The sequence below is a fragment of the Pseudomonas tehranensis genome (genome assembly GCF_014268615.1).
In the GTDB taxonomy this organism is placed as follows: Bacteria; Pseudomonadota; Gammaproteobacteria; order Pseudomonadales; family Pseudomonadaceae; genus Aquipseudomonas; species Aquipseudomonas tehranensis.
On record NZ_JABWQV010000003.1, the window covers coordinates 32,766 to 58,080 of the forward strand.

A 25,315-nucleotide genomic window follows, 5' to 3' on the forward strand; every position below is an offset into this window, starting at 1 on the left:
GTAGGCGCTGGCGAAGCCGGCGATCTTTCGCTCTAGACTCAATTGGCAGGGGAAAGATCGCAGCCTCGTTGCGCTCGATAGTGCCTACGCCGCCAAGCCATGACTTTTTATGTCCAACCATAGGTCGCAGAACCATTTCATGGTTAACTCCGGCCTCACCATTTTCAAACCTGTCAGAAGGAATCCGTTCATGGCTCAAGTCACCCTCAAAGGCAACCCGGTTCAAGTCAACGGCCAGTTGCCACAAGCCGGTTCCAAGGCGCCAGCCTTTTCCCTGGTAGCCGGCAATCTGTCCGACGTTTCTTTGAAGGATTTCGCCGGCAAGCGCAAAGTGCTGAACATTTTCCCAAGCGTCGACACCCCGACCTGCGCCACCTCCGTGCGCAAGTTCAACGCCCAGGCCAACGATCTGAGCAACACTGTGGTGCTGTGCATCTCGGCTGACCTGCCGTTCGCCCAGGCGCGTTTCTGCGGTGCCGAAGGCCTGGAAAACGTCCAGAACCTGTCCACGCTGCGCGGCGCTGAGTTCATCGAAAATTATGGCGTGGCGATTGCTGATGGCCCGCTCAAAGGCTTGACCGCCCGTGCCGTGGTGGTGCTGGACGAAAACGACAACGTGCTGCACAGCGAACTGGTCAAGGAAATCGCTGAAGAGCCGAACTACGACGCTGCGCTCGCTGCTCTTAAATAACGCTGCTGTAATAACGTTTTTATTACAATTGTTAACGGCCTGGCCACGACCAGGCCGTTTTCATTTGTGCTTCAAGACCTTAGCCAACTACGCGATAGGTAAGCCCAAGGTAAATTGCCGGTAAAGGCGCTTTGCTAAATACCCGCCAGTGCTTATCGTTCAGCCTCCCGTAAAAGAAGCCCACGCGCCCAATGGTTGATCATTCCATGCAATCCTCTGTTTCCCACAAATCCCGTCGCTGGCTGTTTGGCCTGGTCGTCGTATTGATCGTCGCGGCGCTGGCCTGGAAGTTCTGGCCCGCCGGTACGGACCAAAAGCCCGGAGCAGGGCAAAAAGCGCCTGCTGAGCAGACGGGGCGGTCGGGCGGGATGCGACCAGGGTTTGGGGGGGCGACAGGGCCGGTACCGGTTCGGGTAGCGCCGGCAGTCACCGGTGATTTTCCGCTTTACTACAAGGCGCTGGGCACCGTCACGGCCCTCAATACCATCAACGTGCGCAGCCGGGTGGGTGGCGAACTGGTCAAGATCGCCTTTGAAGAAGGGCAAATGGTCAAGGCCGGAGACCTGCTGGCTGAGATCGACCCGCGTCCATACCAGAACGCCTTGCTCCAGGCCGAAGGCACGCTGCTGCAGAATCAGGCTCAGCTGAAAAATGCCCAGGTGGACCTTGAGCGTTATCGTGGCCTGTATGCCGAGGACAGCATCGCCAAACAGACCCTCGATACCGCCGCCGCCTTGGTGGGCCAATACCAGGGTACGGTCAAGACCAATCAGGCGGCGGTCAATGACGCCAAGCTCAATCTGGAGTTCACCAGGATCCGGGCGCCGATCTCCGGCCGGGTCGGGTTGCGGCAACTGGATGTTGGCAATCTGGTGGCCGCCAACGACACTACCGCGCTGGCGGTCATCACCCAGACGCAACCCATCAGCGTCGTGTTTACGCTACCGGAAACCAACCTTGATACCGTGCTTGACCGCTATCGCAGCGGGGCGAAGCTGCCAGTGGAAGCCTGGGACCGTAGTGACCTGAAGCTGCAGGCCAGCGGTGTGCTGCAAAGCCTGGACAACCAGATCGACATCACCACCGGCACCCTGAAGTTCAAGGCTCGCTACGATAACCGCGACCAGTCGCTGTTCCCCAACCAGTTCGTCAATGTGCATCTGTTGGCCGACACCCTCAAAAATGTAGTCCTGGCGCCGACCGCTGCGATTCAGTTCGGCACCAACGGCACCTTCGTCTACGCCCTGGATGGCGATAAAAAAGTCACCATCAGAAAGCTGAAGATCGGCGCCAGCGACGGCGAAAACACCGTAGTCACCGAAGGCCTGGCAGCGGGGGATCGGGTGGTGCTTGAGGGCACCGATCGCCTGAAGGAAGGCAGTGAGGTCGATGTAGTCAACGACAGCCAGGACGTGCCCACCACGCCGACCGAACACCTGCAGGGCAAAACGGCGGCGGCCCCGGCTGAACCGGCCGAGGCCGACAAGGCGAAAAAGGGCGGCGCATGAACCTCTCGCGTCTGTTCATCCTTCGCCCGGTCGCCACCACCCTGAGCATGCTGGCCATTGTGTTGGCGGGTCTGATCGCCTATCGGTTGCTGCCGGTGTCGGCATTGCCTCAGGTCGATTACCCGACCATCCGCGTGATGACCCTGTACCCGGGCGCCAGTCCCGACGTGATGACCAGCGCCGTGACCGCCCCCTTGGAACGACAGTTCGGGCAGATGCCGGGCCTGACGCAAATGGCGTCCACCAGCTCCGGCGGCGCGTCGGTGATTACCCTGCGTTTCAGCCTCGACATCAACATGGATGTCGCCGAGCAACAGGTGCAGGCGGCGATCAACGCGGCCACCAACCTGCTGCCCAATGACCTGCCGGCCCCGCCGGTGTACAACAAGGTCAACCCGGCCGACACCCCGGTGCTGACCCTGGCGATCACCTCCAAGACCATGCTGCTGCCCAAGCTCAATGATTTGGTAGACACCCGCATGGCGCAGAAAATCGCCCAGATCAGCGGGGTCGGCATGGTTTCTATCGCCGGCGGCCAGCGCCAGGCCGTGCGGATCAAGGTCAATCCCGAGGCCCTGGCAGCCGCAGGTCTGAACCTGGCGGATGTGCGCACCCTGGTCGGCGCCTCCAACGTCAACCAGCCCAAGGGCAACTTCGACGGACCGACCCGGGTCTCGATGCTCGATGCCAACGATCAGTTGACCTCGCCCAAGGACTACGCCGAGCTGATCCTCGCCTATGCCAACGGCGCTCCGTTGCGCCTCAAGGATGTCGCGCAGATCGTCGATGGCGCCGAGAATGAACGCCTTGCCGCCTGGGCCAACGAAAACCAGGCCGTGCTGTTGAACATCCAGCGCCAGCCGGGGGCCAACGTCATCGAGGTGGTGGACCGGATCAAGGCCCTGCTGCCAAGCATCACCGACAACCTGCCGGCCGGCCTGGACGTGACAGTGCTGACTGACCGCACCCAGACCATTCGCGCTTCGGTCACCGACGTCCAGCATGAACTGCTGATCGCCATCGCCCTGGTGGTCATGGTGACGTTCTTGTTCCTGCGTCGGGTCAGTGCCACGATCATTCCGTCGGTGGCTGTACCGTTGTCGCTGATCGGCACGTTCGGCGTGATGTACCTGGCCGGTTTTTCCATCAACAACCTGACGCTGATGGCCCTGACCATTGCCACCGGTTTCGTGGTGGACGATGCCATCGTCATGCTGGAAAACATTGCCCGCTACATCGAGGAGGGCGAAAGCCCCATGCAGGCCGCGCTCAAGGGCGCGAAGCAGATTGGCTTCACACTGATCTCACTGACGCTGTCACTGATCGCGGTGCTGATCCCGTTGCTGTTCATGGCCGACGTGGTTGGACGCTTGTTTCGCGAGTTCGCCATCACCCTGGCGGTGGCGATCCTGATTTCCCTGCTGGTGTCCCTGACCCTGACGCCGATGATGTGTGCCCGGTTGCTCAAGCGTGAGCCCAAGGAGCAAGAGCAGGGGCGTTTCTACCGCGCCAGCGGCGCCTGGATCGACTGGATGATCGCCGCCTACGGGCGCAAGTTGCAGTGGGTGCTCAAGCATCAGCCGCTGACCCTGCTGGTCGCCGTCGGCAGCCTGGTGCTGACGGTGTTGTTGTACCTGGCCGTGCCCAAGGGTTTTTTCCCGGTGCAGGATACCGGCGTGATCCAGGGCATTTCCGAGGCACCGCAGTCGATTTCCTTCGCTGCCATGAGCGAGCGTCAACAGCAACTGGCCAAGGTGATCCTGGCCGATCCGGCGGTGCAGAGCCTGTCTTCCTACATCGGCGTGGACGGTGACAACGCCACGCTCAACAGTGGTCGCTTGCTGATCAATCTCAAGCCCCACAGCGAACGGGATGACAGCGCCGCCGAAATCATTGCCCGCTTGCAGCCACAACTGGATCGGCTGGTGGGCATCCGTCTGTTCATGCAACCGGTGCAGGACCTGACCATCGAAGACCGGGTCAGCCGCACCCAGTACCAGTTCAGCCTGTCTTCGCCGGATGCCGAGTTGCTCAGTCTCTGGAGCGATCGTCTGGTCGAAGCGTTGGCCCAGCAGCCAGAGTTGACCGACGTCGCCAGCGACTTGCAGGACAAAGGTCTGCAGGTCTACCTGGTGATCGACCGCGACGCCGCGTCTCGCCTGGGCGTATCGGTGTCCGACATTACCGATGCCCTGTACGACGCCTTTGGCCAGCGGCAGATTTCCACCATCTACACCCAAGCCAGCCAGTATCGGGTGGTGTTGCAGGCCCAGGCCGGGGAGCGCATCGGGCCGCAGGCGCTGGATCAGATTCACGTCAAGACCACCGATGGCGGCCAGGTGCGGCTGTCGAGTCTGGCTCGCGTCGAGGAGCGTCAGGCCCAGTTGGCCATTGCTCACATCGGCCAGTTTCCGGCGGTGATGATGTCGTTCAACCTGGCGCCCGATGTAGCCCTCGGGCACGCGGTGGACGTGATCGAGAAGGTCCAGCAAGACATTGGCATGCCGGTCGGGGTGCAGACCCAGTTCCAGGGCGCTGCCCAGGCGTTCCAGGCCTCGCTGTCGAGCACCTTGCTGCTGATCCTGGCGGCGGTGGTGACCATGTACATCGTCCTCGGTGTTTTGTACGAGAGCTACATCCACCCGATCACGATTCTCTCCACGTTGCCATCGGCGGCCATCGGCGCCTTGCTGGCGCTGATCATCAGTGGCAATGACCTGGGCATGATCGCAATCATCGGCATCATCCTGCTGATCGGCATCGTCAAGAAAAACGCGATCATGATGATCGACTTCGCCCTCGACGCCGAACGCAACCAGGGCATGGACCCGCAGACGGCTATCTACCAGGCTGCGCTGCTGCGTTTCAGGCCGATCCTGATGACCACCCTGGCGGCCCTGTTCGGTGCGGTGCCACTGATGCTCGCCACTGGCTCCGGCGCCGAACTGCGCCAGCCTTTGGGGCTGGTGATGGTGGGTGGGTTGTTGGTGAGCCAGGTGCTGACGCTCTTCACCACACCGGTGATTTACCTGTATTTCGACCGCCTGGGACGCCGCTTTGCCAAGCCTGATGGGAAAGAGGTGCGGGTATGACAGCGACGGATTACAGGCAAGAATCAACGCCCGAGGGCTTGAAGCCGGGGGGCTTTTTGTGGCGAGGGGATTTATCCCCGTTGGGCTGCGCAGCGGCCCCTTTGGTGAGCGCTGCGCACTCAAGCGGGGATAAATCCCCTCGCCACAAGAGCCCGACCATCCCTCACGGCATATCGTCTGAAGCCTGGAGCGGTTGCTGATGAACCTCTCCGGCCCCTTCATTCGTCGTCCCGTAGCGACCATGCTCCTGAGCTTTGCAATCATGCTCTTGGGCGGTGTGAGCTTTGGTCTGTTGCCGGTTGCGCCGCTGCCGCAGATGGATTTTCCGGTGATCGTGGTCCAGGCCAACTTGCCGGGGGCCAGCCCCGAGGTAATGGCGTCGACGGTGGCCACGCCGCTTGAGCGTTCCTTCGGCGCCATCGCCGGGGTCAATACCATGAGCAGCCGGTCCAGCCAGGGCTCTACCCGGGTGATCCTGCAATTTGACCTGGACCGCGACATCAACGGCGCGGCGCGGGAAGTGCAGGCGGCCATCAATGCCTCGCGCAACCTGTTGCCCAGTGGCATGCGCAGCATGCCCACGTACAAGAAGGTCAACCCGTCCCAGGCGCCGATCATGGTGCTGTCGCTGACCTCGGATGTACTGGAGAAGGGCCAGCTCTACGACCTGGCTTCAACCATCCTGTCCCAGAGTCTGTCCCAAGTCTCGGGCGTGGGCGAGGTGCAGATTGGCGGCAGTTCCTTGCCAGCGGTGCGCATCGAACTGGAGCCGCAACTGCTCAACCAGTACGGCGTGGCCCTGGATGATGTGCGCAGCGCCATTGCCGACAGCAACGTGCGCCGGCCCAAGGGTTCGGTCGAGGACGCACAACGCATGTGGCAAATCCAGGCCAACGATCAGTTGGAGAAGGCCAAGGATTACGAAACGCTGATCATCCGTTACCAGGACGGCTCGGTGCTGCGGCTCAAGGACGTGGCCAAAGTCACCGACGGCGTCGAAGACCGCTACAACAGCGGTTTCTTCAACGATGACGCTGCCGTGCTGCTGGTGATCAACCGCCAGGCCGGCGCCAACATCATCGAGACGGTCAACGAGATCAAGAACCAGCTGCCGGCGTTGCAGGCCGTACTGCCAGCCAGCGTCAAGCTGAACCTGGCCATGGATCGCTCGCCAGTGATCAAGGCCACGCTGCACGAGGCGGAAATGACGCTGCTGATTGCCGTGGCCCTGGTGGTGCTGGTGGTGTTCCTGTTTCTGGGTAACTTTCGTGCCTCACTGATCCCGACCCTGGCGGTGCCGGTGTCCCTGGTGGGTACGTTTGCGGTGATGTACCTCTACGGCTTCTCCTTGAACAACCTGTCGTTGATGGCGTTGATTCTCGCCACCGGCCTGGTGGTGGACGACGCCATCGTGGTGCTGGAGAACATTTCCCGGCACATCGACGAAGGCGTGCCACCGATGAAGGCGGCCTATCTGGGCGCCGAAGAGGTGGGCTTTACGCTGCTGTCGATGAACGTCTCACTGGTGGCGGTGTTTCTGTCGATCCTGTTCATGGGCGGGATTATCGAGAGTCTGTTTCGCGAGTTTTCCATCACCCTGGCGGCGGCCATCGTGGTTTCGCTGGTGGTGTCGCTGACCCTCACGCCGATGCTCTGCGCTCGTTGGCTCAAGCCCCACGTGCCGGGGCAGGAGAATCGCTTGCAGCGCTGGAGCCGACGCCTCAACGAGCGGATGGTCCGTGGTTACGCGCGCAGCCTGGACTGGGTGCTGCGCCACCGGCGCCTGACCTTGCTGAGCCTGCTGGTGACCATAGGGGTGAACATCGCACTCTACGTGGTGGTGCCTAAAACCTTCATGCCTCAACAGGACACCGGCCAGTTGATCGGTTTCGTGCGCGGCGACGACGGCCTATCGTTCAATGTCATGCAGCCGAAGATGGAAATCTTTCGCCGCGCCGTGCTCAAGGACGAAGCGGTCGAAAGCGTGGCGGGCTTCATCGGCGGCAACAACGGCACCAACAATGCCTTCATGCTGGTGCGCCTCAAACCGATCAACGAGCGCGGGATCTCCGCGCAGAAAGTCATCGAGCGCTTGCGCAAGGAGATGCCCCTGGTGCCGGGTGGCCGCTTGATGCTGATGGCCGACCAGGACCTGCAGTTTGGGGGCGGTCGTGAGCAGACCACCTCGCAGTATTCCTACATCCTGCAGAGCGGTGACCTGGCGTCGCTACGCCAGTGGTACCCCAAAGTCGCGGCGGCCTTCAGGGCCTTGCCGGAACTGACCGCCATCGACGCTCGTGACGGCGGCGGCGCCCAGCAGATCACGCTGGTGGTGGACCGCGATCAGGCCAAGCGCCTGGGCATCGACATGGACATGGTCACCTCGGTGTTGAACAACGCCTACAGCCAGCGGCAGATATCCACCATCTATGACAGCCTCAACCAGTATCAGGTGGTGATGGAGGTCAACCCCAAGTACGCCCAGGACCCGAGCACCCTCGAGCAGGTCCAGGTCATTACCGCTGACGGCGCGCGGGTGCCCCTGTCGACCTTCGCGCATTATGAGAGCAGCCTGGAGGATGATCGGGTCAGCCATGAGGGTCAGTTCGCCTCCGAGGACATATCGTTCGATTTGGCCGAGGGTGTGACGGTGGAGCAGGGCACGGCTGCCATCGAGAGGGCGATTGCCAGGCTAGGGATGCCCGAAGACATCATCGCAAAAATGGCCGGCACCGCCGATGCGTTCGCGGCAACCCAGAAAAGCCAGCCGTTCATGATTCTGGGTGCATTGCTGGCGGTGTATCTGGTGCTGGGTGTGTTGTACGAGAGCTACATTCATCCGCTGACCATCCTGTCTACATTGCCGTCGGCCGGTGTCGGCGCACTGCTGTCGATTTACTTGTTGGGCGGCGAGTTCAGCCTGATCTCGTTGTTGGGCTTGTTCCTGCTGATTGGCGTGGTGAAGAAAAATGCGATCCTGATGATCGACCTGGCGTTGCAACTGGAGCGCGGCGGGCAGTCGCCGCAGGACTCGATCCGCAACGCCTGCCTGCTGCGCTTGCGGCCGATTCTGATGACTACGCTGGCGGCGATCCTCGGTGCCTTGCCACTGTTGCTTGGCGGTGCCGAAGGCTCGGAGATGCGCCAGCCGCTGGGCCTGACCATCATCGGCGGGCTGGTGTTCAGCCAGATCCTGACCCTCTACACCACGCCTGTGGTTTACCTTTATCTCGACAAACTGCGCCATCGCTTCAACCGCTGGCGCGGCGTGCGCACTGATGCTGCCCTGGAAACTCCGCTATGACCGACCGCTCGCTTTTCAATCTTGTCGCACCGCTGGCGACCGCCCGTGGCTCGCGGCTGCTGAGCCTGACGCTGTGCGTGGCGATGCTCAGCGCCTGCGCCATCGGCCCGGATTACCAGCGCCCAGCAGCCGTGGCGCCCGTGCAGTACAAGGAGGCTGAGGGGTGGCGCCAGGCCAACCCCAGCGACGCATTGGCCCGGGGTGCCTGGTGGGAGTTGTACGGCGATGCCCGGCTCAATGGCCTGGTGGAGCAACTCAACGCCTCCAACCAGACCGTGGCCCAGGCCGAAGCCCAGTACCGTCAGGCCCAGGCCTTGGCTCGCAGTGCCCGGGGCGCGTTTTTTCCCACCGTGGACCTGACCGTCGGTAAGAATCGCTCCAGCCAGGGCACCGGCAGCAGCAATTCGAGCCTGAGCAGTTCGGCCAGTGGCATCCGCGATACCTACAGCGCCCAGGCGGGTGTCAGTTGGGAGGCGGACGTCTGGGGCAAGTTGCGTCGCACCCTGCAAGCCAATGAAGCCAGCGCCGAGGCCAGCTTCGCCGATCTGGCCGCCATGCGCCTGAGCCAGCAATCGGAACTGGTGCAAAACTACCTGCAATTACGGGTGATCGATGAGCAGAAACGCTTGTTGCAGACCACCGTGGACAACTATCAGCGTTCGCTGAAGATGACCGAAAACCAATACCGCGCGGGCGTCTCTGGCAGGGATGCGGTGGCTCAAGCGCAGAACCAGCTCAAGACCACCCAGGCCGACTTGATCGACCTGATCTGGCAGCGGGCCCAGTTCGAAAACGCCATCGCCGTTCTGATCGGTCTGCCGCCGGCCGAATTCAACCTGGCAGAAACCCAGAACATCCCGGCGCTTCCACAAATCCCCGTGGCGCTGCCCTCGCAGTTGCTTGAGCGCCGGCCGGACATTGCCTCGGCGGAGCGCTCGGTGATGGCCGCCAATGCCAACATCGGCGTGGCCAAGGCCGCCTATTACCCGGACCTGACCCTGAGCTTGAGCGGCGGTTACAGCAGCAGTACCTATGATAACTGGGTGAGTGTGCCGAATCGCTTCTGGTCGGTGGGACCGCAACTGGCGATGACGCTGTTCGATGGCGGTCAGCGTTCGGCGGAAGTCGACCGCACCGTCGCGGCCTACGACCAGACCGTCGCCACCTATCGCCAGACGGTGCTCGACGGTTTTCGCGAAGTGGAAAACTACATGATCCAGCTCAAAGTCCTCGAGGACGAAGCCCGCGTGCGCCAAGAGGCCCTGGACGCCGCCCGCGAATCCTTGCGCCTGACCCAGAACCAGTACCGGGCGGGGCTGATTGCCTATCTGGATGTCGTCACGGTCCAGGCCACCGCGCTGAGTAACGAACGCAGTGTGCTGACCTTACAACAGAGCCGGTTGATCGCAAGTGTGCAACTGATCGCCGCGTTGGGCGGTGGGTGGGATGGGCAGATGCAGGCGAGTGAGAAACCCTGATCGAAGGTGACCCCTGTGGCGAGGGGATTTATCCCCGCTGGGCTGCGCAGCAGCCCCTAAATACTTCTGTCGCTGCTGTGTGCCAGGCACGATGCAGGGGCCGCTTCGCGCCCCAGCGGGGATAAATCCCCTCGCCACAGGGTTGATTTTCATGGCAAGCAGCCAGGTCCCGCTTTTGGCCGATGCACTGGCTACGACCCGGTGCGTGGACTTGTTATAGTTCAGGCCTCTTTTTCAGCCGGTAAAGGATCACTGCCATGTCGCAATACCAAGCGTTCACCGTCGAACTTGCAGACAATATCGCCCATGTGCAGATCAATCGACCGGACAAGATCAATGCAATGAACGCCGCGTTCTGGAGCGAGATCGTCGAAATCTTCCAATGGATCGACGACACCGACGAAGCGCGGGTGGTGGTATTGAGCGGGGCCGGCAAACACTTCTCCTCGGGCATCGACCTGATGATGCTGGCCGCCGTGGCCAACGACCTGGGCAAGGACGTGGGACGCAATGCACGCCTGTTGCGCCGCAAGATCCTGCAGCTGCAAGCCTCGTTCAATGCCGTGGACAGCTGCCGCAAACCGGTGCTTGCGGCCATTCAAGGCTATTGCCTGGGCGGTGCCATTGACCTGATCGCCGCGTGCGACATGCGTTATGCCGCCGAGGACGCGCAGTTCTCCATCAAGGAAATCGATATCGGCATGGCGGCCGATGTTGGCACATTGCAACGCTTGCCCCGGATCATCGGGGACGGCATGCTGCGTGAACTCGCTTATACGGGGCGCACTTTTGGTGCCGACGAGGCGCGCAGCATCGGCCTGGTCAATCGTGTCTACAGTGATACCGCCAGCCTGCTTGACGGTGTCATGGGCATTGCGCGGGAAATCGCCGCCAAGTCGCCGATTGCCGTAACCGGTACCAAGGAAATGATCAGCTACATGCGCGACCACCGCATCGACGACGGGCTGGAATACGTCGCCACCTGGAACGCCGCCATGCTGCAATCGACCGACCTGCGCGTGGCCATGGCCGCCCATATGAGCAAACAGAAACCTGAATTTCTGGATTGATTGATCATGATTTCACGCTGGACCACCGCAGTACTCGATACCGATCTCCCCGGGGGCTGGGCCGTGGCCCGCAGCCCGGAAGGCTTTCTGTTCGATGACAACGGCGCGCTGTTTCCCCGCGACTGGCTCAAGCGCCAGGACCTGTCGATCCTCGCCGAGCATGGCATTGGCCACCTGGATGGCGAGCCGGTCTATCTGCTGGAACTGCACAGCTCACAGGACGTCCCCGGTTGCAACTGGAAGGGTCTGCGGGCCTTCATGCTCGAGGATGACCACACGCTGTACAAGGTCCTGGGCTATGCCGCGCAGATCGGCACCTGGGCCCGGGAGTGCCGTTTCTGTGGCAGCTGTGGCAAACGCATGAGCCAGATTGCCCGGGAACGGGCGATGTATTGCGATGCCTGTGACTTGCGGCATTACCCGCGGATTTCGCCGAGCATGATCGTGCTGATCACCCGTGGCGATGAAGTCCTGCTGGCCCGTTCGCCTCGCTTCGTCACGGGGGTCTACAGCACGCTGGCCGGGTTCGCCGAGCCAGGTGAGTCGGCCGAGGATTGCCTGATTCGTGAGGTGCGCGAAGAAGTCAGCATCGAGGTGAAGAACATTCAGTACGTAGGCAGTCAGTGCTGGCCGTTTCCCCATTCGATGATGCTGGGCTTCCACGCTGAATATGCCGGTGGCGACATCGTCAGGCAGGAAGATGAGATCGAAGATGCGCAGTGGTTCAACGTGCACAACCTGCCGCCGCTGCCGGCCTCGCGTTCCATCGCCCGCTACCTGATCGACCTCTATGTGGCGCGGCGCTTAGGCCACGCTGAACCAGTGCTGCCAGGCTAGACGCACGGTCAAGCCCAGTACCACGGTGATGAATACTGGTCGGATGAACTTCGCGCCGCCGCTGATGGCGGTGCGAGCGCCGAAGAACGCCCCCACCATCACCGACAGGCCCATGCTCAGGCCGATGATCCAGTCCACTTGCCCCGAAAAAATGAACACCGACAGCGCCGCGATGTTGCTGACGAAATTCATGCTGCGGGCCACACCACTGGCCTTGACCAGATCGATGGGATAGAGCAGCAGGCTGCTGACCGTCCAGAACGCACCCGTGCCAGGACCGGCCACGCCGTCGTAGAAGCCCAGGCTGAAACCCTGGGGCGCTTGCCAGGTTTTCTTGATCGGTGCATTGCTGTCTAGCGGCGCCTTGGGCGTGCCACCGAACAACAGGTACAGGCCGCAGGCGAAAACAATCACCGGCAGCATCTTGTTCAGCCACTCGGCGGGCAGGTAATGGGCGACGATCGCGCCAACCAGGGCACCGATCAACGTGCCAACGAGGGCATGGGTCCACTGCCTTGGATGGAACAGCTTGCGCTTGTAAAACGTGAAACTGGCTGTGGCCGAACCGAAGGTCGAGCTGAGCTTGTTGGTACCCAGGACCAGATGGGGTGGCAAGCCGGCGGTCAGCAGGGCCGGGGTGGTCAACAGGCCACCTCCACCGGCAATGGCATCGATGAAACCGGCAATGAAGGCGACGAGGATAAGGATAGCGAGGGTGGTAAGGTCAACGCTGAGTTCGAAGGGCATGAAATGGGCTTATTTGGCAGGGTGCAGGTGGCTGCAGGGAAGGCCGGTATGTTACCCATAAATGGGGCAGGGCTGCGACTCCTCCAGGGTCCCTGAAATCCTCCGTGGCGAGGGAGCTTGCTCCCGCTGGGGTGCGAAGCAGCCGCCCAGAAGCCTTTGCACACCCATGTGCTCGTCGGGCGGAAGCTGGCCTTTAGACGAATTTTTTTTGAAATCAAGGGGTTGTCAGCCTAGGCAAATGAGTACATAATTGCGCCCATCGAACGCACTGGGACGTAAAAAATCTCAATGTTTTCAAGGAGATAGAGCTTCGTAAGCGTCTTGTTTCCTGATCAGGTTTGTACGCGGTTGATGTAGCTTTCTAGCATCAAACGTCTTGAGGCCGAATAGCAAAATGGTTATGCAGTGGATTGCAAATCCACCTACGCCGGTTCGATTCCGACTTCGGCCTCCACTTTAAAACAGCTCCGTAGATCCATGATTTACGGAGCTTTTTTATTTTTGGAGCAATGACAGCTTTTGTCTTGAAAAGGACAGAAGCAACCTTGCTTCGCCGGGAAGGGATGTATATATTCCCCCTCTTGCTGCACCAGCCTCGACTGGACATCTGCTCCCCGCTGATGTCCATAGGCTTGAACGCGCTACCGCCCGAATGGCGAAACTGGTAGACGCATGGGACTTAAAATCCCCCGCTCGTAAGGGCGTGCCGGTTCGATTCCGGCTTCGGGCACCATCTAAAATCAAGGGTTTGCGAGCGAAAGCTGAAGCAAACCCTTGTTTGTTTCCGGTCCGCAATTTTGATGCTGGTCCGCAATTCACTTGGTAGGCATTACTTTTTTGCCCTTGCGATTCCTGATGTATTGCTCGGTCATCACCACGGTCGTATGCCCAAGTTGATCTCTGGCTTGCAAGATATCACCGCTGGACTCTGCTTTATCTGTACCTGCCTTGGCGCGCAAGTCGCGCATCTGAAACTCAGCCTTAGGCACTCCGGCCGCTTCCCTGGCCAAGTCAAACCTCCTGCGCAACATTGCCACCGTCATCGGTGTGCCATCCTCTGTAACGATCAGCCGCGTCGAGCGGACCTTGTGTTCTGACTTCCGGGACATGATTCGATCAATCAAAACCTTCAGTTCGCCCGTTACCTCAATCCGGAGCTTCGCTTTCGTCTTGCCCTGCAGCACCCACAGCTGTCCGCCGCGAAGGTCTCGCTCGTCCATCAATCTGGTGTCGGTCACCCGTTGGCTCGTTAGGTAGGCAAGGTCCATCGCATCCTGCAAGCCGACGTCGGCTTTCTCGTAGACGCGCTTGAACAGCTCATCCTCGACGTAAGTGTTCCGGCCGGTTTCCTTATTGCCCTTGATGCCTGCGCACGGGTTGGCGAGGGCTGTGTAGCCTTTATCCCTGGCGAAGTTCCATATCGCGCTGAGCAAAGCCTTCTCACGGTTTGCCCTTACCGGTGCGGCCTTGCGCCAGGTTAGGTATTGTCTGACGTGAAGGGGTTCGATAGTTTCCAGAGGCGCTGGCGGATCATCGAAAAACGCAATCAGGTTTTTCAGTTCCCGTTTATTGTCGAGCTGCGTCAGCTTGCCTTTCGTCGGGACGACGTCGACCATGTATTTCTCGGCGACGTAGCGGAAGGTGATCACCTTGGACACCAGGTCAGTCGCGGCGCGATCGCGCTCAAGCTTGGCGTACTCCATGATTGCCAGCCCGTAGTCACTGCCCAGCGGAATTTCTTTGCGATCTTTTCCTCCAGTGTCGTAGTAGTAATACACCCGTCCGCTGCGCTTCTTGCGCTCACGCAGCCGGGCAATAGAGCCGGGTTTGCTTGGTCGTCGTCCCATTTCAGCCAGCCTTACGTGGTGTCCACACGGGTTTTTCTGCTTCAAAAATGCCGACTGCGGTTACGGCCATGGCCGTAACACTCGGCCACCCGTTCACTTTGATCGTGTGCCGAACGCCGTTCTTTTTCAGATTTTGGATCTGCCCTGCCTTGGTTCGCGCGCCGGTCAGCTCGCAAACCTCCTCGTGGGATAGAAACTGGATGCTCATGAGCTGCTCCGAGCCGCGCGTGGCGGCATTGGTGGCGCGCGGTTACGGGCGCGCCTTCTGGATGATGTAAATTACGATGCAGCCGGTGGCAGCGAGCCAGACCATCGTGCCGAAGCCGGCGGTTATCAGCGCAGCGTCGGTGCCGTGATCGAGCATTTCCGGGAAGGCATAGGCGAACCAGAGTAGGGTCACCAGCAGGTACAGCAGGGCGCCAATCATGACTTCGAACAGTTTTTTTGCAGACATAGGTGTGCTCCATGCCGCGCGTGGCGGCAGAAGGTGGTTATTGGGTGGCTTTGGCGATGGCGGCGTCGATCCTTTGCACGGTGACGTGCAGCGCAACCTTTTCATCAGTATCGAACCAGTCGGGCGCCCCAGTCTTGAGTGCCATGGCGATTACTTGCCGAGACTCACGGAGCGTCGCGACCATTTCTTCGTGCATCCCGCGCTCCTCCCGGCCGATATCCCAGAAGCGCTGGCCCCAGTGCCCGGCTGGCGGCGGGTTGGAGTTCTGCGCGCCCATAGCCAGAGCGCCGACAATGATGTCGCACAGGTCGCGCTTGTAGGCGTTGTCGCCGTCGATGCTCAGGCCCTGGCGGCGCAGAGCGTCGAGGGCGTTGTTCAGGTTCGCCTCGGGCGACGGCAGGACCAGGTCGAAGTCGGCTTTGCCTGGCCGGCAAACGATGAGGAACATCTGGCAGTCGAGCGGCAGGTGCTGGGCGATATCGGAGATGGCCTCAATCGCCACTTCTCGCAGCATGTTCTTTTGATCAGGCATAGGAATTCCTCACCCGCCGTTCATCGGCAGGCTTTGAGTTGTAAGGGTTTGGTTTGTAGTCAGATGGCTTTGGTGGGGGCTTGTATCAGGGAATAGCTGATATACGAGGAAGCCTCACTCGAATAAGGTTCTGTAGTTCGCCCTGCCAGGTGTTTCAGAGAAATGCTGAGTGGCCGCAGCTGGTCAGGGTGGGCTCTTTTTTTGCCATGGCTCCTTTAGATGTGCCAGGCCCTGTAGAGCAGGGGGAGGATCATGGCGTCACCCACTTGAACTCGACGACCCCGACCCAGGGGTTGGCGCTCCACGACTCGGCGCCGTTGATAGATTCCCAAAGTTCCCGCCACGCCGCGGGATACCAATCGCGGTAGTTGGGCGATACGTCGTCGCTTGCCAGTTCAGGCGGGCATTGCAGGCCTTCGGCGCGGATATCGCTTCGGCTGATGTCCTGCAACCGCTCGACGCGAACGGCGGTGATTTCCAGCAGGATGCGGCAGGCTCGCCGCGGCATGAAAATGCTCGGCTTCCATGGGCCGCCGTAGTCGGTGCGATTGTCACACTCTCGGTATACGATCCATTCCTGATCAGGTGCTTGCGCAACTCTGATTTCTGCCCAGGTCTCGCGCACCCACAGCCGGTCGCCTGGCTGACCGTAGGGGCATGCAGGGTTTGCCTTTGACACATCTGGGTTGCGAATGAATGGCTGGCCGATACCGTAGCTGCCGATGTCGGCTTTCGAGCGCGGCTGAACCTTCACTGCCCGCCGCGTGACCGTCTTCCGGTCCTCCAGGATGGCGCGCACCATCGGCGCCGAGAACAGGATGGGACGTTCCTTCGGTTGTGATGAGGTGGTCATCAATAGTCCTCCCAGTTCATGCTCTGGATGTATTTGTTCGGGATGGTCACGGCCGCGTCCGGTATTGGGCTCTCCACTTGGCCGTCACCGAAATAACCGATAGCCGCCTGGGCGCGCTCCATTGACAGCCGGGCATGCCGTAACTGCCAGGACTTACGGGCTTTGTAGGATCGAAGTGCGAGTGCCTTGTCGGTGTAGGCGAATCGCCGGCCCCAGCTACCGCCTTCTTTCAGTACGCGCTTACGACGTTTCTTGATCGCCTCAGCAGTCCAGCTGTATTGCGGGCCTTTGACCAAGTCGCAAGTGTGGGTGTCGCCGATGTAGTAGCACTGCTCGGTTTCTCCGATCACCTGGTAGGTGATGCAGTGCACCTCGAGCCCTTCAGGGCCGATGGTGTCGATGTAGCGGTAGTGGTCCGGCCAGGCTTTCGCAATTTCTTCAGGCATGACTTCGTCCTTGCCGCTATAGCGGCTGACTTTGAAGGGGGGGATTAGCAGGTATTTATGGTTACGTCACACTAAAGGTTGCGAAATAGGCCCATACTCCAGCGATTTGGGGGGGCTCGGAAATGTTCACTCGCGGTAGAACTTTTTGGGTGTGGGCAAATCCGCACCTTCATTGCCGAACCAAAGATGAGCGTCTTGCTGACGGCTCTCAGGTAAACGTACAGGTGCGGACTTCAAGCACAGGCGTTGTGCAGCTGTTTCTTGGGTTATACGCTCCGAAAGGAATTATGATTTTTGAGGAGTCATTTGACTCGCGGCCTGGCCAAACCATGACGCAAGCGATGGAGTGGGGAATTTCCAGAGCGAAAGAACTGTGGTGTATCTCCAAGGAAAAAGCCTCGAATACCCGTAAGTTTTCAAAGCTCCCTCAATCAATATCTGATCAGTCCACGTGACCGCTCATCGCTCTATTTGAATGCGCACATGTAATTGGATGTCACTGCTTTGGTGGGAATATTCCGGGACCTCCGGCAATACCCGCCGCAAGGCGAATTTATGAGCGGGATAGATGACTTCAGATTTAAGTCCCACCACCTTTTGATCGAGCTAGATGCAGCGACAAGCATGATGATGCAACTTGTTTCATCTAAGGAAGTGGTTGGGGCTGGCTGGGACGCTGCCACCGTGCGCCACCACGACGCCTTCGAGGCTTGGAGCGCTTTTCTTAACTCCCCTGAAAGCCTTTTGGATGAACCGGCGCTGCCGATTCACTAGTGGTTTTTACCAGATCATGGGCATTCACAACCCGCATCCCGAGCGCCTTGCCGATGTGCACCTCAAGGCTGGCGCCGCGGGAATCCTGCCAGCCGGGCAGGGTGGCCACGGTGTCGCAGTCCATCAGCGCCTTGATGTCCCGGCGCATGCATTCGCTCCAGGTGCCCGGTTCTGGGTTGAGTTCGGCGGGGTTTATGACGGTGTGGCCGGACTCGCGCAGGCTGGCGGCAGTGGTGTGGAAGAGGGGGAAGTTCAGGTCCAGCATGTTGGTCATGGGACCACTGAGGTAGATGCGCTTCATGCGGCCTCCTGCTGCTGTTCCTGGCGCAGGGCCTGTTGCACCGCTTCGACAACCCGCCGCAGGTAATTGAATTCGTGGTTTTCCTCGACAGCATTGCCGTCCAGGGGGTAATGCCATTCATCCCCGAAGAGCTCGGTCAGTAGCTCGCTTTGATGCCAGCATTCGCCGGAGCTCTCGATGTTGCGCAGAACATCGATGTCACACCAAAGCGAGCGAGCATCCTCCTTGCTCAATTCGCCCAGCTCCCAGTTGTGGCGGCCAGTCTGTTGCCGGCGCCGCTGGACGATGCACTTTTTGGCGAAGTTATGGAGAGCTTCACCGCTGAACACGGTGGGGCTGATGCCGCGATCCAAGCAATTCAGGATGTAGTGCCAATCGCATTGGGCGACGAACTCAGCGACGGTGCGCGGCCCCATGCCGCCCCAATATGCGTTCCAGCTGCTGTCCCAGCAGTTGATGGTGATCTTGCCCTGGGCTGTCTGGTAATTCGGGTTCGATTCGGTCGGACAGTCGCGCAGGCCGAAGTCCTCGAGGAACACGGTGATCGGGTCAAGACGCGGCGCGCCGGTGATGACCAGCTTCGTTACCGTTGACCGCTCAACCGTCAGCGGCTCGGCCTGTTTGTTTTCTGAGGGCATGGCGATGTCCTTGCCGGGGCATGCCCGGGCGGTGGAGTGGATTGGGAGAGAGAAAGGGGCGGGCAGACCGGCAGGAATGCCCGCTTTTTGCGTTAAGAGACGCAGCCGCCAAAGAGGCTGATCACAATCATCATTACCAGCGCAACAACGAGACCGATTGGCATCGCTTGCTCCTATCTAAATTAAGAGGGGAATTCCTCTCTCTCTAATAGTGGAAAGCAGGTGCCCCAAAAATTGCCCTTTTCTAAAAAATATTTGCTCAAGCGGCTATTTTACTTTCAGCGACCTTCCGCCAGGGGTCATTGGCGCGAGCCAGGGCAGCCATGGGCGGTGGGCTGACGCTGTTGCCGCACATGTGAACCTGCTGAGTCTTGGTGAATGGCTTGCCGTCGGCGCCGTGACTGATGATGTAGTCGGCGGGGAAGCCCTGGGCCTTGTAGAGCTCCGACGGCTTCAGCATCCGCAAGCAGATATCGACGATCACATACGGAGTGCCCTTGACCATCACCGTCACCATCGCCAAGCGATCCTTGGTGGTGATCGTTGGCGCTGGCGCATCACAGGCGCTGATGTTCTCGGTGCCGTAGTAGCTGATCAGGAACGCAGCAACCCGCAGCGCACCGGCTTCATGCTCGGGGGAGAGGGTGAGGGAGACCAGCGAGCTTTTCCCGCCGCCACCGGCCGTGATGGTTGGCGCTGGCTCATTCAGGCCCTGGCCTACGCTGGCGCCGAAAGCCCGCTCCATGAATGCAGTGACCAGACCGTGGTGTTCGCCGCCGGCGCTGATGGTGCGTAGCGGGTCGTCTACGTCGCGGGCATCGCAGTTTCCGCGCAGGTGCACAAGGTTCGCCGCCACCAGCTGCTGCTGGCTACCGGTGTTGGTCACCGTCGTCATCGGTTCTTCGATGCTTTTGGCGTCGGTGGTGTTGAAGCCTCCGTTCATCTGCGCCATGAAAACCGTGGATATTCCCATAGCGTGAGCCGCGCCGGCAGGCCGCTGGTAGTTGCCGCCGCTGGTGATGGTCGGCAATGTCTCATCGAGTGCTTTGCCAGCGTCGTTGAACCTGAACTTCACCAGGTGCGCCGCGGCGAGAGCATGTTTCACACCGCCGGCTACAACCGTGCCCAGCGGTTGATCCAGGCCCGGCACCCGCGGCTCTTGCCCTGGTCGTTCGCCATATCCCGATTGAATCAACGTTGGGCTGATCAGCGTCAGCTCGCCGCGGTTGGCGCACGTCACGGTGGGTAGCGGCTCCACGGGATCGTTAACCCTAACGCTTCCCTGGTGTGTGGCGGGTGCGATGACGGGGCTTGCCATGGCGAACGAGCCGCCGCGAGGCCAACTGGTAATGGTTCGCAGAGGTTCGTCGGACGATTGCACTGCCTCCCCAGACCAGTTCGCGATGGGCACAATGAACGGCGCCGGGTTGTCGATGACAAATTTCTTCATGCCCTTGGCGACACGGCGAAGAGTGGCCGGGGCCAGGTCCTTCTTTCGACCGAAGATGCTTTTACCCAAGTCGCTGAAGTCGATGCAGTCGGCTGCCGTCTTCCACTTCTGCTGGCCTTTGGCGGGGTTTTTAGCGTGGGTCGGCGCCGGCCACACGATTGGCTGGCCGTCGCACCGAGCGATCATGAACAGGCGTTCTCGACTGGTCGGTGCGCCGAAGTCACAGGCTTTGATCACCTTCCATTCGACGACGTAGCCCATGCCTTCCAGCAGCGCTACAAAGCGGCGCCAGGTTCTGCCGCGCTGCTTCGGGTCGGGGATCAGGAACTGCTGGCCCACCGGAACGACCTCACCAGGTGCAGCAATCTCACCGCTGAGTTTCACCACGCGGCCGGTGGCCTTGCAGCGCTTGGCGATCAGCCGGCCCCATTGAAGGATCTGCTTCACGTTCTCCAGGCTAATCACCCTGGGCCGCTTCATGCCTGCCCACTTCAACCCAATCCACGACAGGTTGCGGATCTCGCGCTTGCGCGGCTGGCCGCCGGCCGCCTGGCTGTGGTGGGTGCAGTCTGGCGACATGTGAAACCAGCCCACCGGACGGCCGCCGCATTCAGTATCGGGATCACCCTCGAAAACGTCGGTGGTGAAGTGCTGGGCGCCTGGGTGGTTCATGCTGTGCATGCTGATCGCTTGCGGGCTGTGATTCTTCGCAACGTTCACCGCGCGGCCCAAGCCCATCTCCAGCCCGGTACCGGCACCGCCACCACCGCAGAAGAAGTCGACGACGATCTCATCATCCTGGGGGTTGAAGCCAAGTCCATACTGGGTTTTGAAATCGAAGGGATGATTCTTCTGGTGAATAGACATAGAGATACCTCGCCTAATGGCTTCGTGCGATCATCATGGAAATGCGATAGAGGGAATGTTATGAGTGGCAATGTGAGCAAAGCTTTTAGGGCAATAGGGAGTTTTTGGTTTATTTCGATGTTATCGATTCTAATAGCATTTGTTTTTGCTATTTATTTCTATAGGTTGAGGTTTGGTGGTGGGTTGTCAAGTAACTCAAGTGACTGGTCTAATTTTGGAAGTTATATAGGTGGCGTATTCGGTCCGCTAGTTTCGTTTGTGACATTGCTTGCGGTGTTAAAAACCGTATATTTACAGCGCGAGTTATTAGACACCCAGCGTGATGAGTTCAGCGCCATGCAGGCCTTGCAGCGTGACACGTTTCACTCCCAGCAGAAGCAACTTAAGCAAGCTGCGGAGGCAACAAGTCAGGATCAATATCACCGAGTACTTGAGCATTTGCTTGGCATGGTGGATAGGCATTCAGCTTCATATGGAAATATCGTCAATAGGGTGTCGCAGGGGTTAGAGACTCTGGCTAATTGGAAGTTTGAGGGGAGGCCGGTGAGTGATGAACATTTTATTATATTGCGCAATAAAAACATTAGACATAATAAAACTCTCGAGAGCTTGGCTTTATTGTCTGTTGATTTGTCGTTAAATGACTTTGGTACAATGGCTGAGATGCGCGAACATTATCGAATTGAGATGCATAAAATTTTTGAAGCTGAATCGGTTTCAGAAGAAGGTGAAGCAGAAGTATAACGGCGCAATAGATGAGGGGCGGTTCACGCGGCTGACTGCTCGGCGATGAAGTAGTCCCAGGCTGCCTTGTCGCCCTGAGCCACATACCATTTCAGCTCTGTGCTTTCTTCTGAGTCGGTCACTGATCCGCCGTACTGGGCGCCAGGGAAAGTGAACAGCCCTTTGTTGCCGCACCACGGGTATCCGCCGGTGAACTCGGTGAAGGTGACTCCAGGCCTGGCAGCCACCACCCGAACCTTGAACTCTTCGAATCTTGTATTGCGTGCCGCAACCTCGGCTTCGTGTCCGGACTTGCAGTCCGCAGAGCAGTAGACCACGCGACCATCGAATATCAGGTCCAGTGTAATATCGGCTTCGGTCTCTTCATCCCAATAGCTCGCATCACTGTCGCACCTGGCGCCGCAATGGTTACAGCCGAACCACCAGCCGGCATCGATGTAGGCCTTCGCCGGGATAAAGCGTTTGCCCGCATACTGGTCAGCCCAATGAGCGCGACGGCAGGACACTGCACCGAAGTCGGTGCCGATCTCGTCCGCACCCTGGCGCCGAGCTGCGGCGCCCGAGGTGGCGAACTGAATGTTGGATTCTTCCGGGTCATTTGTCTCTACGGAGTAGGCCAGCACCTTACGCGATGCCGGATCGACTTTTGGCTTGCTCATGGATTATCTCCAGTCAGGCGCCTCCCTCCGTGACCGGTGGTGGCAATTTGGTTTGGGTTGGGGTATTACGGGTGACCGGCATGGAGCCGGATCAAGGAGCGGCACATGTCAAAAAAGTTAGAATTCTGGGGTGTTTTGTGTACTGTCATATATCTGCTATTAATTGCGACGACTGTTCTATTTAAACTTGATGACTTTCTTAAGCTTGAGTTGAATGCATTAGGGGATTTTCTTGCTGGAGCGTTCGGACCAGTCGCTTTCCTCTGGCTGGTATTGGGTTTTTTGCAGCAAGGTCGCGAATTGAAGCTCAGCTCTGATGCATTGCATCTTCAGGCCAAGGAGCTCAAGAACTCCGTTGAGCAGCAACAATCGATTGTGCGGATAGCGACAGATCAACTAATGATGTCGAAAAGCTCTTTGGAGCCGAAATTCGTTCTGCAATATTCAAGCTATCTAACAGAGGCTGGCGGTGTGCTGTTTAGCTTCAATCTTTCTAACGTTGGGCATCTGACATCGCAAGTTAAACTTGCATGGGAGAAAGGGGAGGTAGAAAACTTTCCTATTTTTCCACACGGTGAGACGAAAGAGTTCATGCTAAGGGTCCCCGACCCACAGAAAAATTTCGGAATTTCCCTTTTTGTTAGTTATTCGGTTGGAATGGGTGAAAGCGACACCAAAAGTTTTCGATTAAGCTTTCACAAAAGCCTTGCCTATGAAAACCAATGGACCGTGACCCAAGCAGGGCCTTTTGATCAGGAACCCAAGCCCGATTGAGCTTTGGCGAAGAAATATCTGCATCAATGAGACTCAAAAAAACGCAAGCCGTTATGTGCATCTTCAAAGCGGCTGCGGTTTCGCTGACGGTTTTACCGGCCTCCGCATGTGCCCGTACCGCTGGTGCCAACTTGTCGCGGCCTGCCCGCAGTTTCGCGTGGTGCGCGGTGGTGCTGAAGAAAGGCGCCTCTGCACTCACTCCACTTTCGATTTCCTGGACGGTTTTCCCGCTTCCGAAGAACTGTTCCAACTTCTGGTTCAGGTCCTGGATGATTGCGTCCCGCGGATTTGGCATTGGCTCGCCGATCATTTGCTCCAGCCCTCGATGTTCGCCGTGCGGCCCAGGCCCATTTCCAGGCCAGTGCCAGCGCCGCCACCACCGCAGAAGAAGTCGACAACGATCTCGTCATCCTGAGGGTTGAAGCCGAGTCCGTATTGGGTTTTGAAATCGAAGGGGTGTTTCTTCTGGTGAGCGGACATGGGGGATCCTCGCCGGGTATAGTCGGATGTTCGATGGTTTCTGGAAGTGAGGTGATGTTGTGAAAGATCCGCACAATACGGTTGAGCGATTGACAAAGGCGCTAGAGGCAATGGCTACCGGTGGTAGCGCTTCTGATCGAGCCAATGCTGTGCTTGGTGAGTTATTCGCACTGCTGGCTTCTGAATTCCCCAGCGAAGATGCTCGATCTCTTTTCGAGAAAATTACTTCGTTCGACGTAAACCGCTCAGGAATTGCGCTCAATGAGTACGAGCAGTTCTTTCAGAGCGTTTGGGACCTTTACTGGCTGATGTCTGCCAACAAACAATATAAGTAGGCTCAGGTTGGCGTGATTCGAGTTTGTGGGCTATTGGTTGATGGCCCGGCATGGGGCCGGATCAAAAGGAGTTGCAAATGGGTATCGCCGTAAAAATGCAGCACGAACTCGAAGAGCTTCTCTCGGCAGGTGCGAGCCTTGAGCTATCTGCAAAAGGGAGGCTCCCGCATCAGCTGGTTGATTTGGCTAAGTGCGCGAAGCGGGGAGGCGGTCAACTCACGCTCAATGACCTTGGGATTCTGATGCAAAACCAGTTGATCGACATTGCCAGAGCGGGATCTGGACACGTGACGCTCAGGGATTGATAGGCTCAATGATCTCGTCGCCTGGATCATTCGCCAATTCAGCCATGCTCTTATCGTAAAAGTCTCGCGACACCTTTTCGCTTGGAACATAAGGTGTCGTGACATTCCGCAGCATATAGGCCTGTGTCTCGAAATCCACCGCGATCAGGTTCATCAGCAACCGCTGGTGAACGTCCTGTTGGTTGTCGATGCCGTGGGCTTTCATTACCCGCTTGAGGTCCGCCTTGAACACGCCGGCCACTTCAACCGTGAACTTCTCGATGCCCAGTGCGGCAGCCTTCGCCGCTGCCTTCTCGCGCTTTCGCCGCTGCTTTAGCGCTTCCGCCGTCGGCTGCTTCTCTTCCTCGGCCATGGCCTGCTCCTTCGATTCCACTGGCCGGCAGTGCCAGCCAGGCCTGTCGTTTCCGTTGTTGGGTGCGGAAACGTCTCACGCTGCTTCCTTGACTTGGCCCCAGGCGCCGACGGCATCCAGTAGCGCAGACAATCGCGCCTCTGGTACTGGCGTGTCGCCGGGCACGGCCAGCCAGCCCATGCCGATCCGGTGATTCGGGTTGCAGTCGGCCTTCACCTCTTCGTAGAAGTGCTCAAGGACATCCGAAAGCCGTTCCACCAGGTGGACGCCGTCCGGCCTGATGTCGATTGACTTGATGTACTGGGCTCCGTCCTGGCGAACGCAGATGCCGGCGATGTAGATCGTCCAGCGATGCGCGACATCGCAGAGCGCGTCAGACACCGGCTTTGAAAGGATCTGCTTGCCGGTCTTCCAGTTGATCATCACCTGCAAACCGCTCGGGTCGATATTGATCACTGCTGCATGGTTGGTGTTGACCAGGGCGCGCATGCTGCGCTCGATTTGGACCCGCCGATTACATGGTTTGCGCTTGCTCATAGTGCCTCCGCCATATTGCGTAAGGCACGGCGCTCGGCCAGGGTCAGCTTGGGTGGTTTGCGCTTGAGGACCGTTTCAGGGTCTATCCTGGTGGAGCGGGGCGGCGGTATCGGGTTGCGCGGCGGGCTTTGCAGCTCGTCGATCTGGCCGCCGGCCGCCAGGAATTGCGCGACCTTCTCGGAAAGTGAGTCCGCCTGTGGCCGATGGTGCTCGACCAGGCTTAGGTGGTTGCTGATCATG

27 protein-coding genes and 2 tRNA genes are annotated in these 25,315 nt (G+C 59.1%); 14 read left to right on the forward strand and 15 right to left on the reverse strand.

Annotated elements, in window-relative coordinates; all coding sequences use genetic code 11:
• Positions 1 to 190: 190 nt before the first annotated feature.
• From tpx to nudC, 7 genes are all read left to right on the forward strand, one after another.
• Positions 191 to 691: a thiol peroxidase gene (gene tpx / locus HU811_RS01820; protein ID WP_092397816.1), complete on the forward strand. Its 501-nt coding sequence runs from the start codon at positions 191 to 193 to the stop codon at positions 689 to 691.
• Between the two features lie 191 nt (positions 692 to 882).
• Positions 883 to 2,199, forward strand: coding sequence for an MdtA/MuxA family multidrug efflux RND transporter periplasmic adaptor subunit (locus tag HU811_RS01825; RefSeq protein WP_092397818.1), 1,317 nt, complete (start codon positions 883 to 885; stop codon positions 2,197 to 2,199).
• Positions 2,196 to 5,291: an MdtB/MuxB family multidrug efflux RND transporter permease subunit gene (locus HU811_RS01830; RefSeq protein ID WP_186653519.1), complete on the forward strand. Its 3,096-nt coding sequence runs from the start codon at positions 2,196 to 2,198 to the stop codon at positions 5,289 to 5,291. Before HU811_RS01825 ends, HU811_RS01830 begins: the two co-directional genes overlap by 4 nt.
• Positions 5,292 to 5,490: 199 nt before the next feature.
• Positions 5,491 to 8,595: an efflux RND transporter permease subunit gene (locus tag HU811_RS01835; protein WP_186653521.1), complete on the forward strand. Its 3,105-nt coding sequence runs from the start codon at positions 5,491 to 5,493 to the stop codon at positions 8,593 to 8,595.
• Positions 8,592 to 10,073 carry an efflux transporter outer membrane subunit gene (locus tag HU811_RS01840; protein WP_186653523.1) on the forward strand — a complete coding sequence of 494 codons (1,482 nt, stop codon included), beginning with the start codon at positions 8,592 to 8,594 and terminating at the stop codon, positions 10,071 to 10,073. Before HU811_RS01835 ends, HU811_RS01840 begins: the two co-directional genes overlap by 4 nt.
• 257 nt (positions 10,074 to 10,330) lie before the next feature.
• Positions 10,331 to 11,143 carry a crotonase/enoyl-CoA hydratase family protein gene (locus HU811_RS01845; RefSeq protein ID WP_186653525.1) on the forward strand — a complete coding sequence of 271 codons (813 nt, stop codon included), beginning with the start codon at positions 10,331 to 10,333 and terminating at the stop codon, positions 11,141 to 11,143.
• A gap of 6 nt (positions 11,144 to 11,149) precedes the next feature.
• Positions 11,150 to 11,980 (forward strand): NAD(+) diphosphatase, encoded by an 831-nt coding sequence (nudC, locus tag HU811_RS01850; protein WP_092397828.1) that lies wholly within the window; start codon positions 11,150 to 11,152, stop codon positions 11,978 to 11,980.
• Here nudC and HU811_RS01855 read toward each other — a convergent pair.
• Positions 11,948 to 12,727, reverse strand: coding sequence for a TSUP family transporter (locus HU811_RS01855; protein WP_092397830.1), 780 nt, complete (start codon positions 12,725 to 12,727; stop codon positions 11,948 to 11,950). The genes nudC and HU811_RS01855 overlap by 33 nt on opposite strands.
• A 380-nt stretch (positions 12,728 to 13,107) precedes the next feature.
• On the opposite strand from HU811_RS01855, the gene HU811_RS01860 reads away from it, so the two are divergent.
• Together HU811_RS01860 and HU811_RS01865 are read left to right on the forward strand one after the other, a co-directional pair.
• A tRNA-Cys gene (locus tag HU811_RS01860) sits at positions 13,108 to 13,181 on the forward strand.
• A gap of 192 nt (positions 13,182 to 13,373) precedes the next feature.
• A tRNA-Leu gene (locus tag HU811_RS01865) sits at positions 13,374 to 13,460 on the forward strand.
• Between the two features lie 82 nt (positions 13,461 to 13,542).
• Here HU811_RS01865 and HU811_RS01870 read toward each other — a convergent pair.
• The 6 genes from HU811_RS01870 to HU811_RS01895 all read right to left on the reverse strand — a co-directional run bounded on the left by HU811_RS01870 (position 13,543) and on the right by HU811_RS01895 (position 16,859).
• Positions 13,543 to 14,574 (reverse strand): tyrosine-type recombinase/integrase, encoded by a 1,032-nt coding sequence (locus HU811_RS01870; protein WP_186653527.1) that lies wholly within the window; start codon positions 14,572 to 14,574, stop codon positions 13,543 to 13,545.
• Between the two features lies 1 nt (position 14,575).
• On the reverse strand, positions 14,576 to 14,782 hold the full coding sequence (locus tag HU811_RS01875; RefSeq protein ID WP_107322604.1) for a DUF4224 domain-containing protein: 207 nt from the start codon (positions 14,780 to 14,782) through the stop codon (positions 14,576 to 14,578).
• A 42-nt stretch (positions 14,783 to 14,824) separates the two neighbouring features.
• Positions 14,825 to 15,028 carry a hypothetical protein gene (locus tag HU811_RS01880; RefSeq protein WP_186653530.1) on the reverse strand — a complete coding sequence of 68 codons (204 nt, stop codon included), beginning with the start codon at positions 15,026 to 15,028 and terminating at the stop codon, positions 14,825 to 14,827.
• Between the two features lie 37 nt (positions 15,029 to 15,065).
• The gene (locus HU811_RS01885; RefSeq protein ID WP_225248362.1) at positions 15,066 to 15,560 is read right to left on the reverse strand and encodes a hypothetical protein; all 495 of its coding nucleotides are present in this window, start codon (positions 15,558 to 15,560) and stop codon (positions 15,066 to 15,068) included.
• Between the two features lie 250 nt (positions 15,561 to 15,810).
• Positions 15,811 to 16,413, reverse strand: coding sequence for a hypothetical protein (locus HU811_RS01890; protein WP_186653533.1), 603 nt, complete (start codon positions 16,411 to 16,413; stop codon positions 15,811 to 15,813).
• Positions 16,413 to 16,859, reverse strand: a complete 447-nt coding sequence (locus tag HU811_RS01895; RefSeq protein ID WP_186653535.1) for a hypothetical protein — start codon at positions 16,857 to 16,859, stop codon at positions 16,413 to 16,415. Before HU811_RS01895 ends, HU811_RS01890 begins: the two co-directional genes overlap by 1 nt.
• A 122-nt stretch (positions 16,860 to 16,981) precedes the next feature.
• Between HU811_RS01895 and HU811_RS27315 the strand changes: the two genes are divergently transcribed.
• The gene (locus HU811_RS27315) at positions 16,982 to 17,314 is read left to right on the forward strand and encodes a hypothetical protein (RefSeq protein WP_107322599.1); all 333 of its coding nucleotides are present in this window, start codon (positions 16,982 to 16,984) and stop codon (positions 17,312 to 17,314) included.
• Between the two features lie 269 nt (positions 17,315 to 17,583).
• Here HU811_RS27315 and HU811_RS01900 read toward each other — a convergent pair whose 3' ends face one another.
• From HU811_RS01900 to HU811_RS01910, 3 genes are all read right to left on the reverse strand, one after another.
• A complete protein-coding gene (locus HU811_RS01900) occupies positions 17,584 to 17,934 on the reverse strand; it encodes a DUF4406 domain-containing protein (protein ID WP_186653537.1) in 351 nt (116 codons plus the stop codon).
• Positions 17,931 to 18,572: a phiTE_072 family protein gene (locus tag HU811_RS01905; RefSeq protein ID WP_186653540.1), complete on the reverse strand. Its 642-nt coding sequence runs from the start codon at positions 18,570 to 18,572 to the stop codon at positions 17,931 to 17,933. The genes HU811_RS01900 and HU811_RS01905 overlap by 4 nt, the downstream gene beginning before the upstream one ends.
• A gap of 259 nt (positions 18,573 to 18,831) precedes the next feature.
• Positions 18,832 to 20,889, reverse strand: a complete 2,058-nt coding sequence (locus HU811_RS01910; RefSeq protein ID WP_186653542.1) for a DNA cytosine methyltransferase — start codon at positions 20,887 to 20,889, stop codon at positions 18,832 to 18,834.
• Positions 20,890 to 20,949: 60 nt separating this feature from the next.
• Between HU811_RS01910 and HU811_RS01915 the strand changes: the two genes are divergently transcribed.
• Positions 20,950 to 21,633 (forward strand): hypothetical protein, encoded by a 684-nt coding sequence (locus HU811_RS01915; RefSeq protein ID WP_186653544.1) that lies wholly within the window; start codon positions 20,950 to 20,952, stop codon positions 21,631 to 21,633.
• A gap of 23 nt (positions 21,634 to 21,656) precedes the next feature.
• On the opposite strand, the gene HU811_RS01920 is transcribed toward HU811_RS01915, so the two are convergent.
• Entirely contained in the window at positions 21,657 to 22,292 is a 636-nt protein-coding gene (locus tag HU811_RS01920; protein WP_186653547.1) for a hypothetical protein, read from the reverse strand.
• A gap of 105 nt (positions 22,293 to 22,397) precedes the next feature.
• Here HU811_RS01920 and HU811_RS01925 point away from each other — a divergent pair, with 105 nt between their 5' ends.
• Positions 22,398 to 23,066 carry a hypothetical protein gene (locus HU811_RS01925; RefSeq protein ID WP_186653550.1) on the forward strand — a complete coding sequence of 223 codons (669 nt, stop codon included), beginning with the start codon at positions 22,398 to 22,400 and terminating at the stop codon, positions 23,064 to 23,066.
• Between the two features lie 306 nt (positions 23,067 to 23,372).
• On the opposite strand, the gene HU811_RS01930 is transcribed toward HU811_RS01925, so the two are convergent.
• Positions 23,373 to 23,546 carry a hypothetical protein gene (locus HU811_RS01930; protein ID WP_186653704.1) on the reverse strand — a complete coding sequence of 58 codons (174 nt, stop codon included), beginning with the start codon at positions 23,544 to 23,546 and terminating at the stop codon, positions 23,373 to 23,375.
• A gap of 59 nt (positions 23,547 to 23,605) precedes the next feature.
• On the opposite strand from HU811_RS01930, the gene HU811_RS01935 reads away from it, so the two are divergent.
• Together HU811_RS01935 and HU811_RS01940 are read left to right on the forward strand one after the other, a co-directional pair.
• On the forward strand, positions 23,606 to 23,881 hold the full coding sequence (locus HU811_RS01935; protein ID WP_186653553.1) for a hypothetical protein: 276 nt from the start codon (positions 23,606 to 23,608) through the stop codon (positions 23,879 to 23,881).
• A gap of 77 nt (positions 23,882 to 23,958) precedes the next feature.
• Positions 23,959 to 24,186 carry a hypothetical protein gene (locus HU811_RS01940; protein WP_186653556.1) on the forward strand — a complete coding sequence of 76 codons (228 nt, stop codon included), beginning with the start codon at positions 23,959 to 23,961 and terminating at the stop codon, positions 24,184 to 24,186.
• Here the strand turns inward: HU811_RS01940 and HU811_RS01945 are convergent.
• From HU811_RS01945 to HU811_RS01955, 3 genes are all read right to left on the reverse strand, one after another.
• Positions 24,176 to 24,538: a hypothetical protein gene (locus tag HU811_RS01945; protein WP_186653557.1), complete on the reverse strand. Its 363-nt coding sequence runs from the start codon at positions 24,536 to 24,538 to the stop codon at positions 24,176 to 24,178. The two genes, HU811_RS01940 and HU811_RS01945, sit on opposite strands and share 11 nt — an antisense overlap.
• 75 nt (positions 24,539 to 24,613) lie before the next feature.
• Positions 24,614 to 25,075: a hypothetical protein gene (locus HU811_RS01950; RefSeq protein WP_186653560.1), complete on the reverse strand. Its 462-nt coding sequence runs from the start codon at positions 25,073 to 25,075 to the stop codon at positions 24,614 to 24,616.
• Positions 25,072 to 25,314: a hypothetical protein gene (locus HU811_RS01955; RefSeq protein ID WP_186653563.1), complete on the reverse strand. Its 243-nt coding sequence runs from the start codon at positions 25,312 to 25,314 to the stop codon at positions 25,072 to 25,074. Before HU811_RS01955 ends, HU811_RS01950 begins: the two co-directional genes overlap by 4 nt.
• Between the last annotated feature and the right edge of the window lies 1 nt (position 25,315).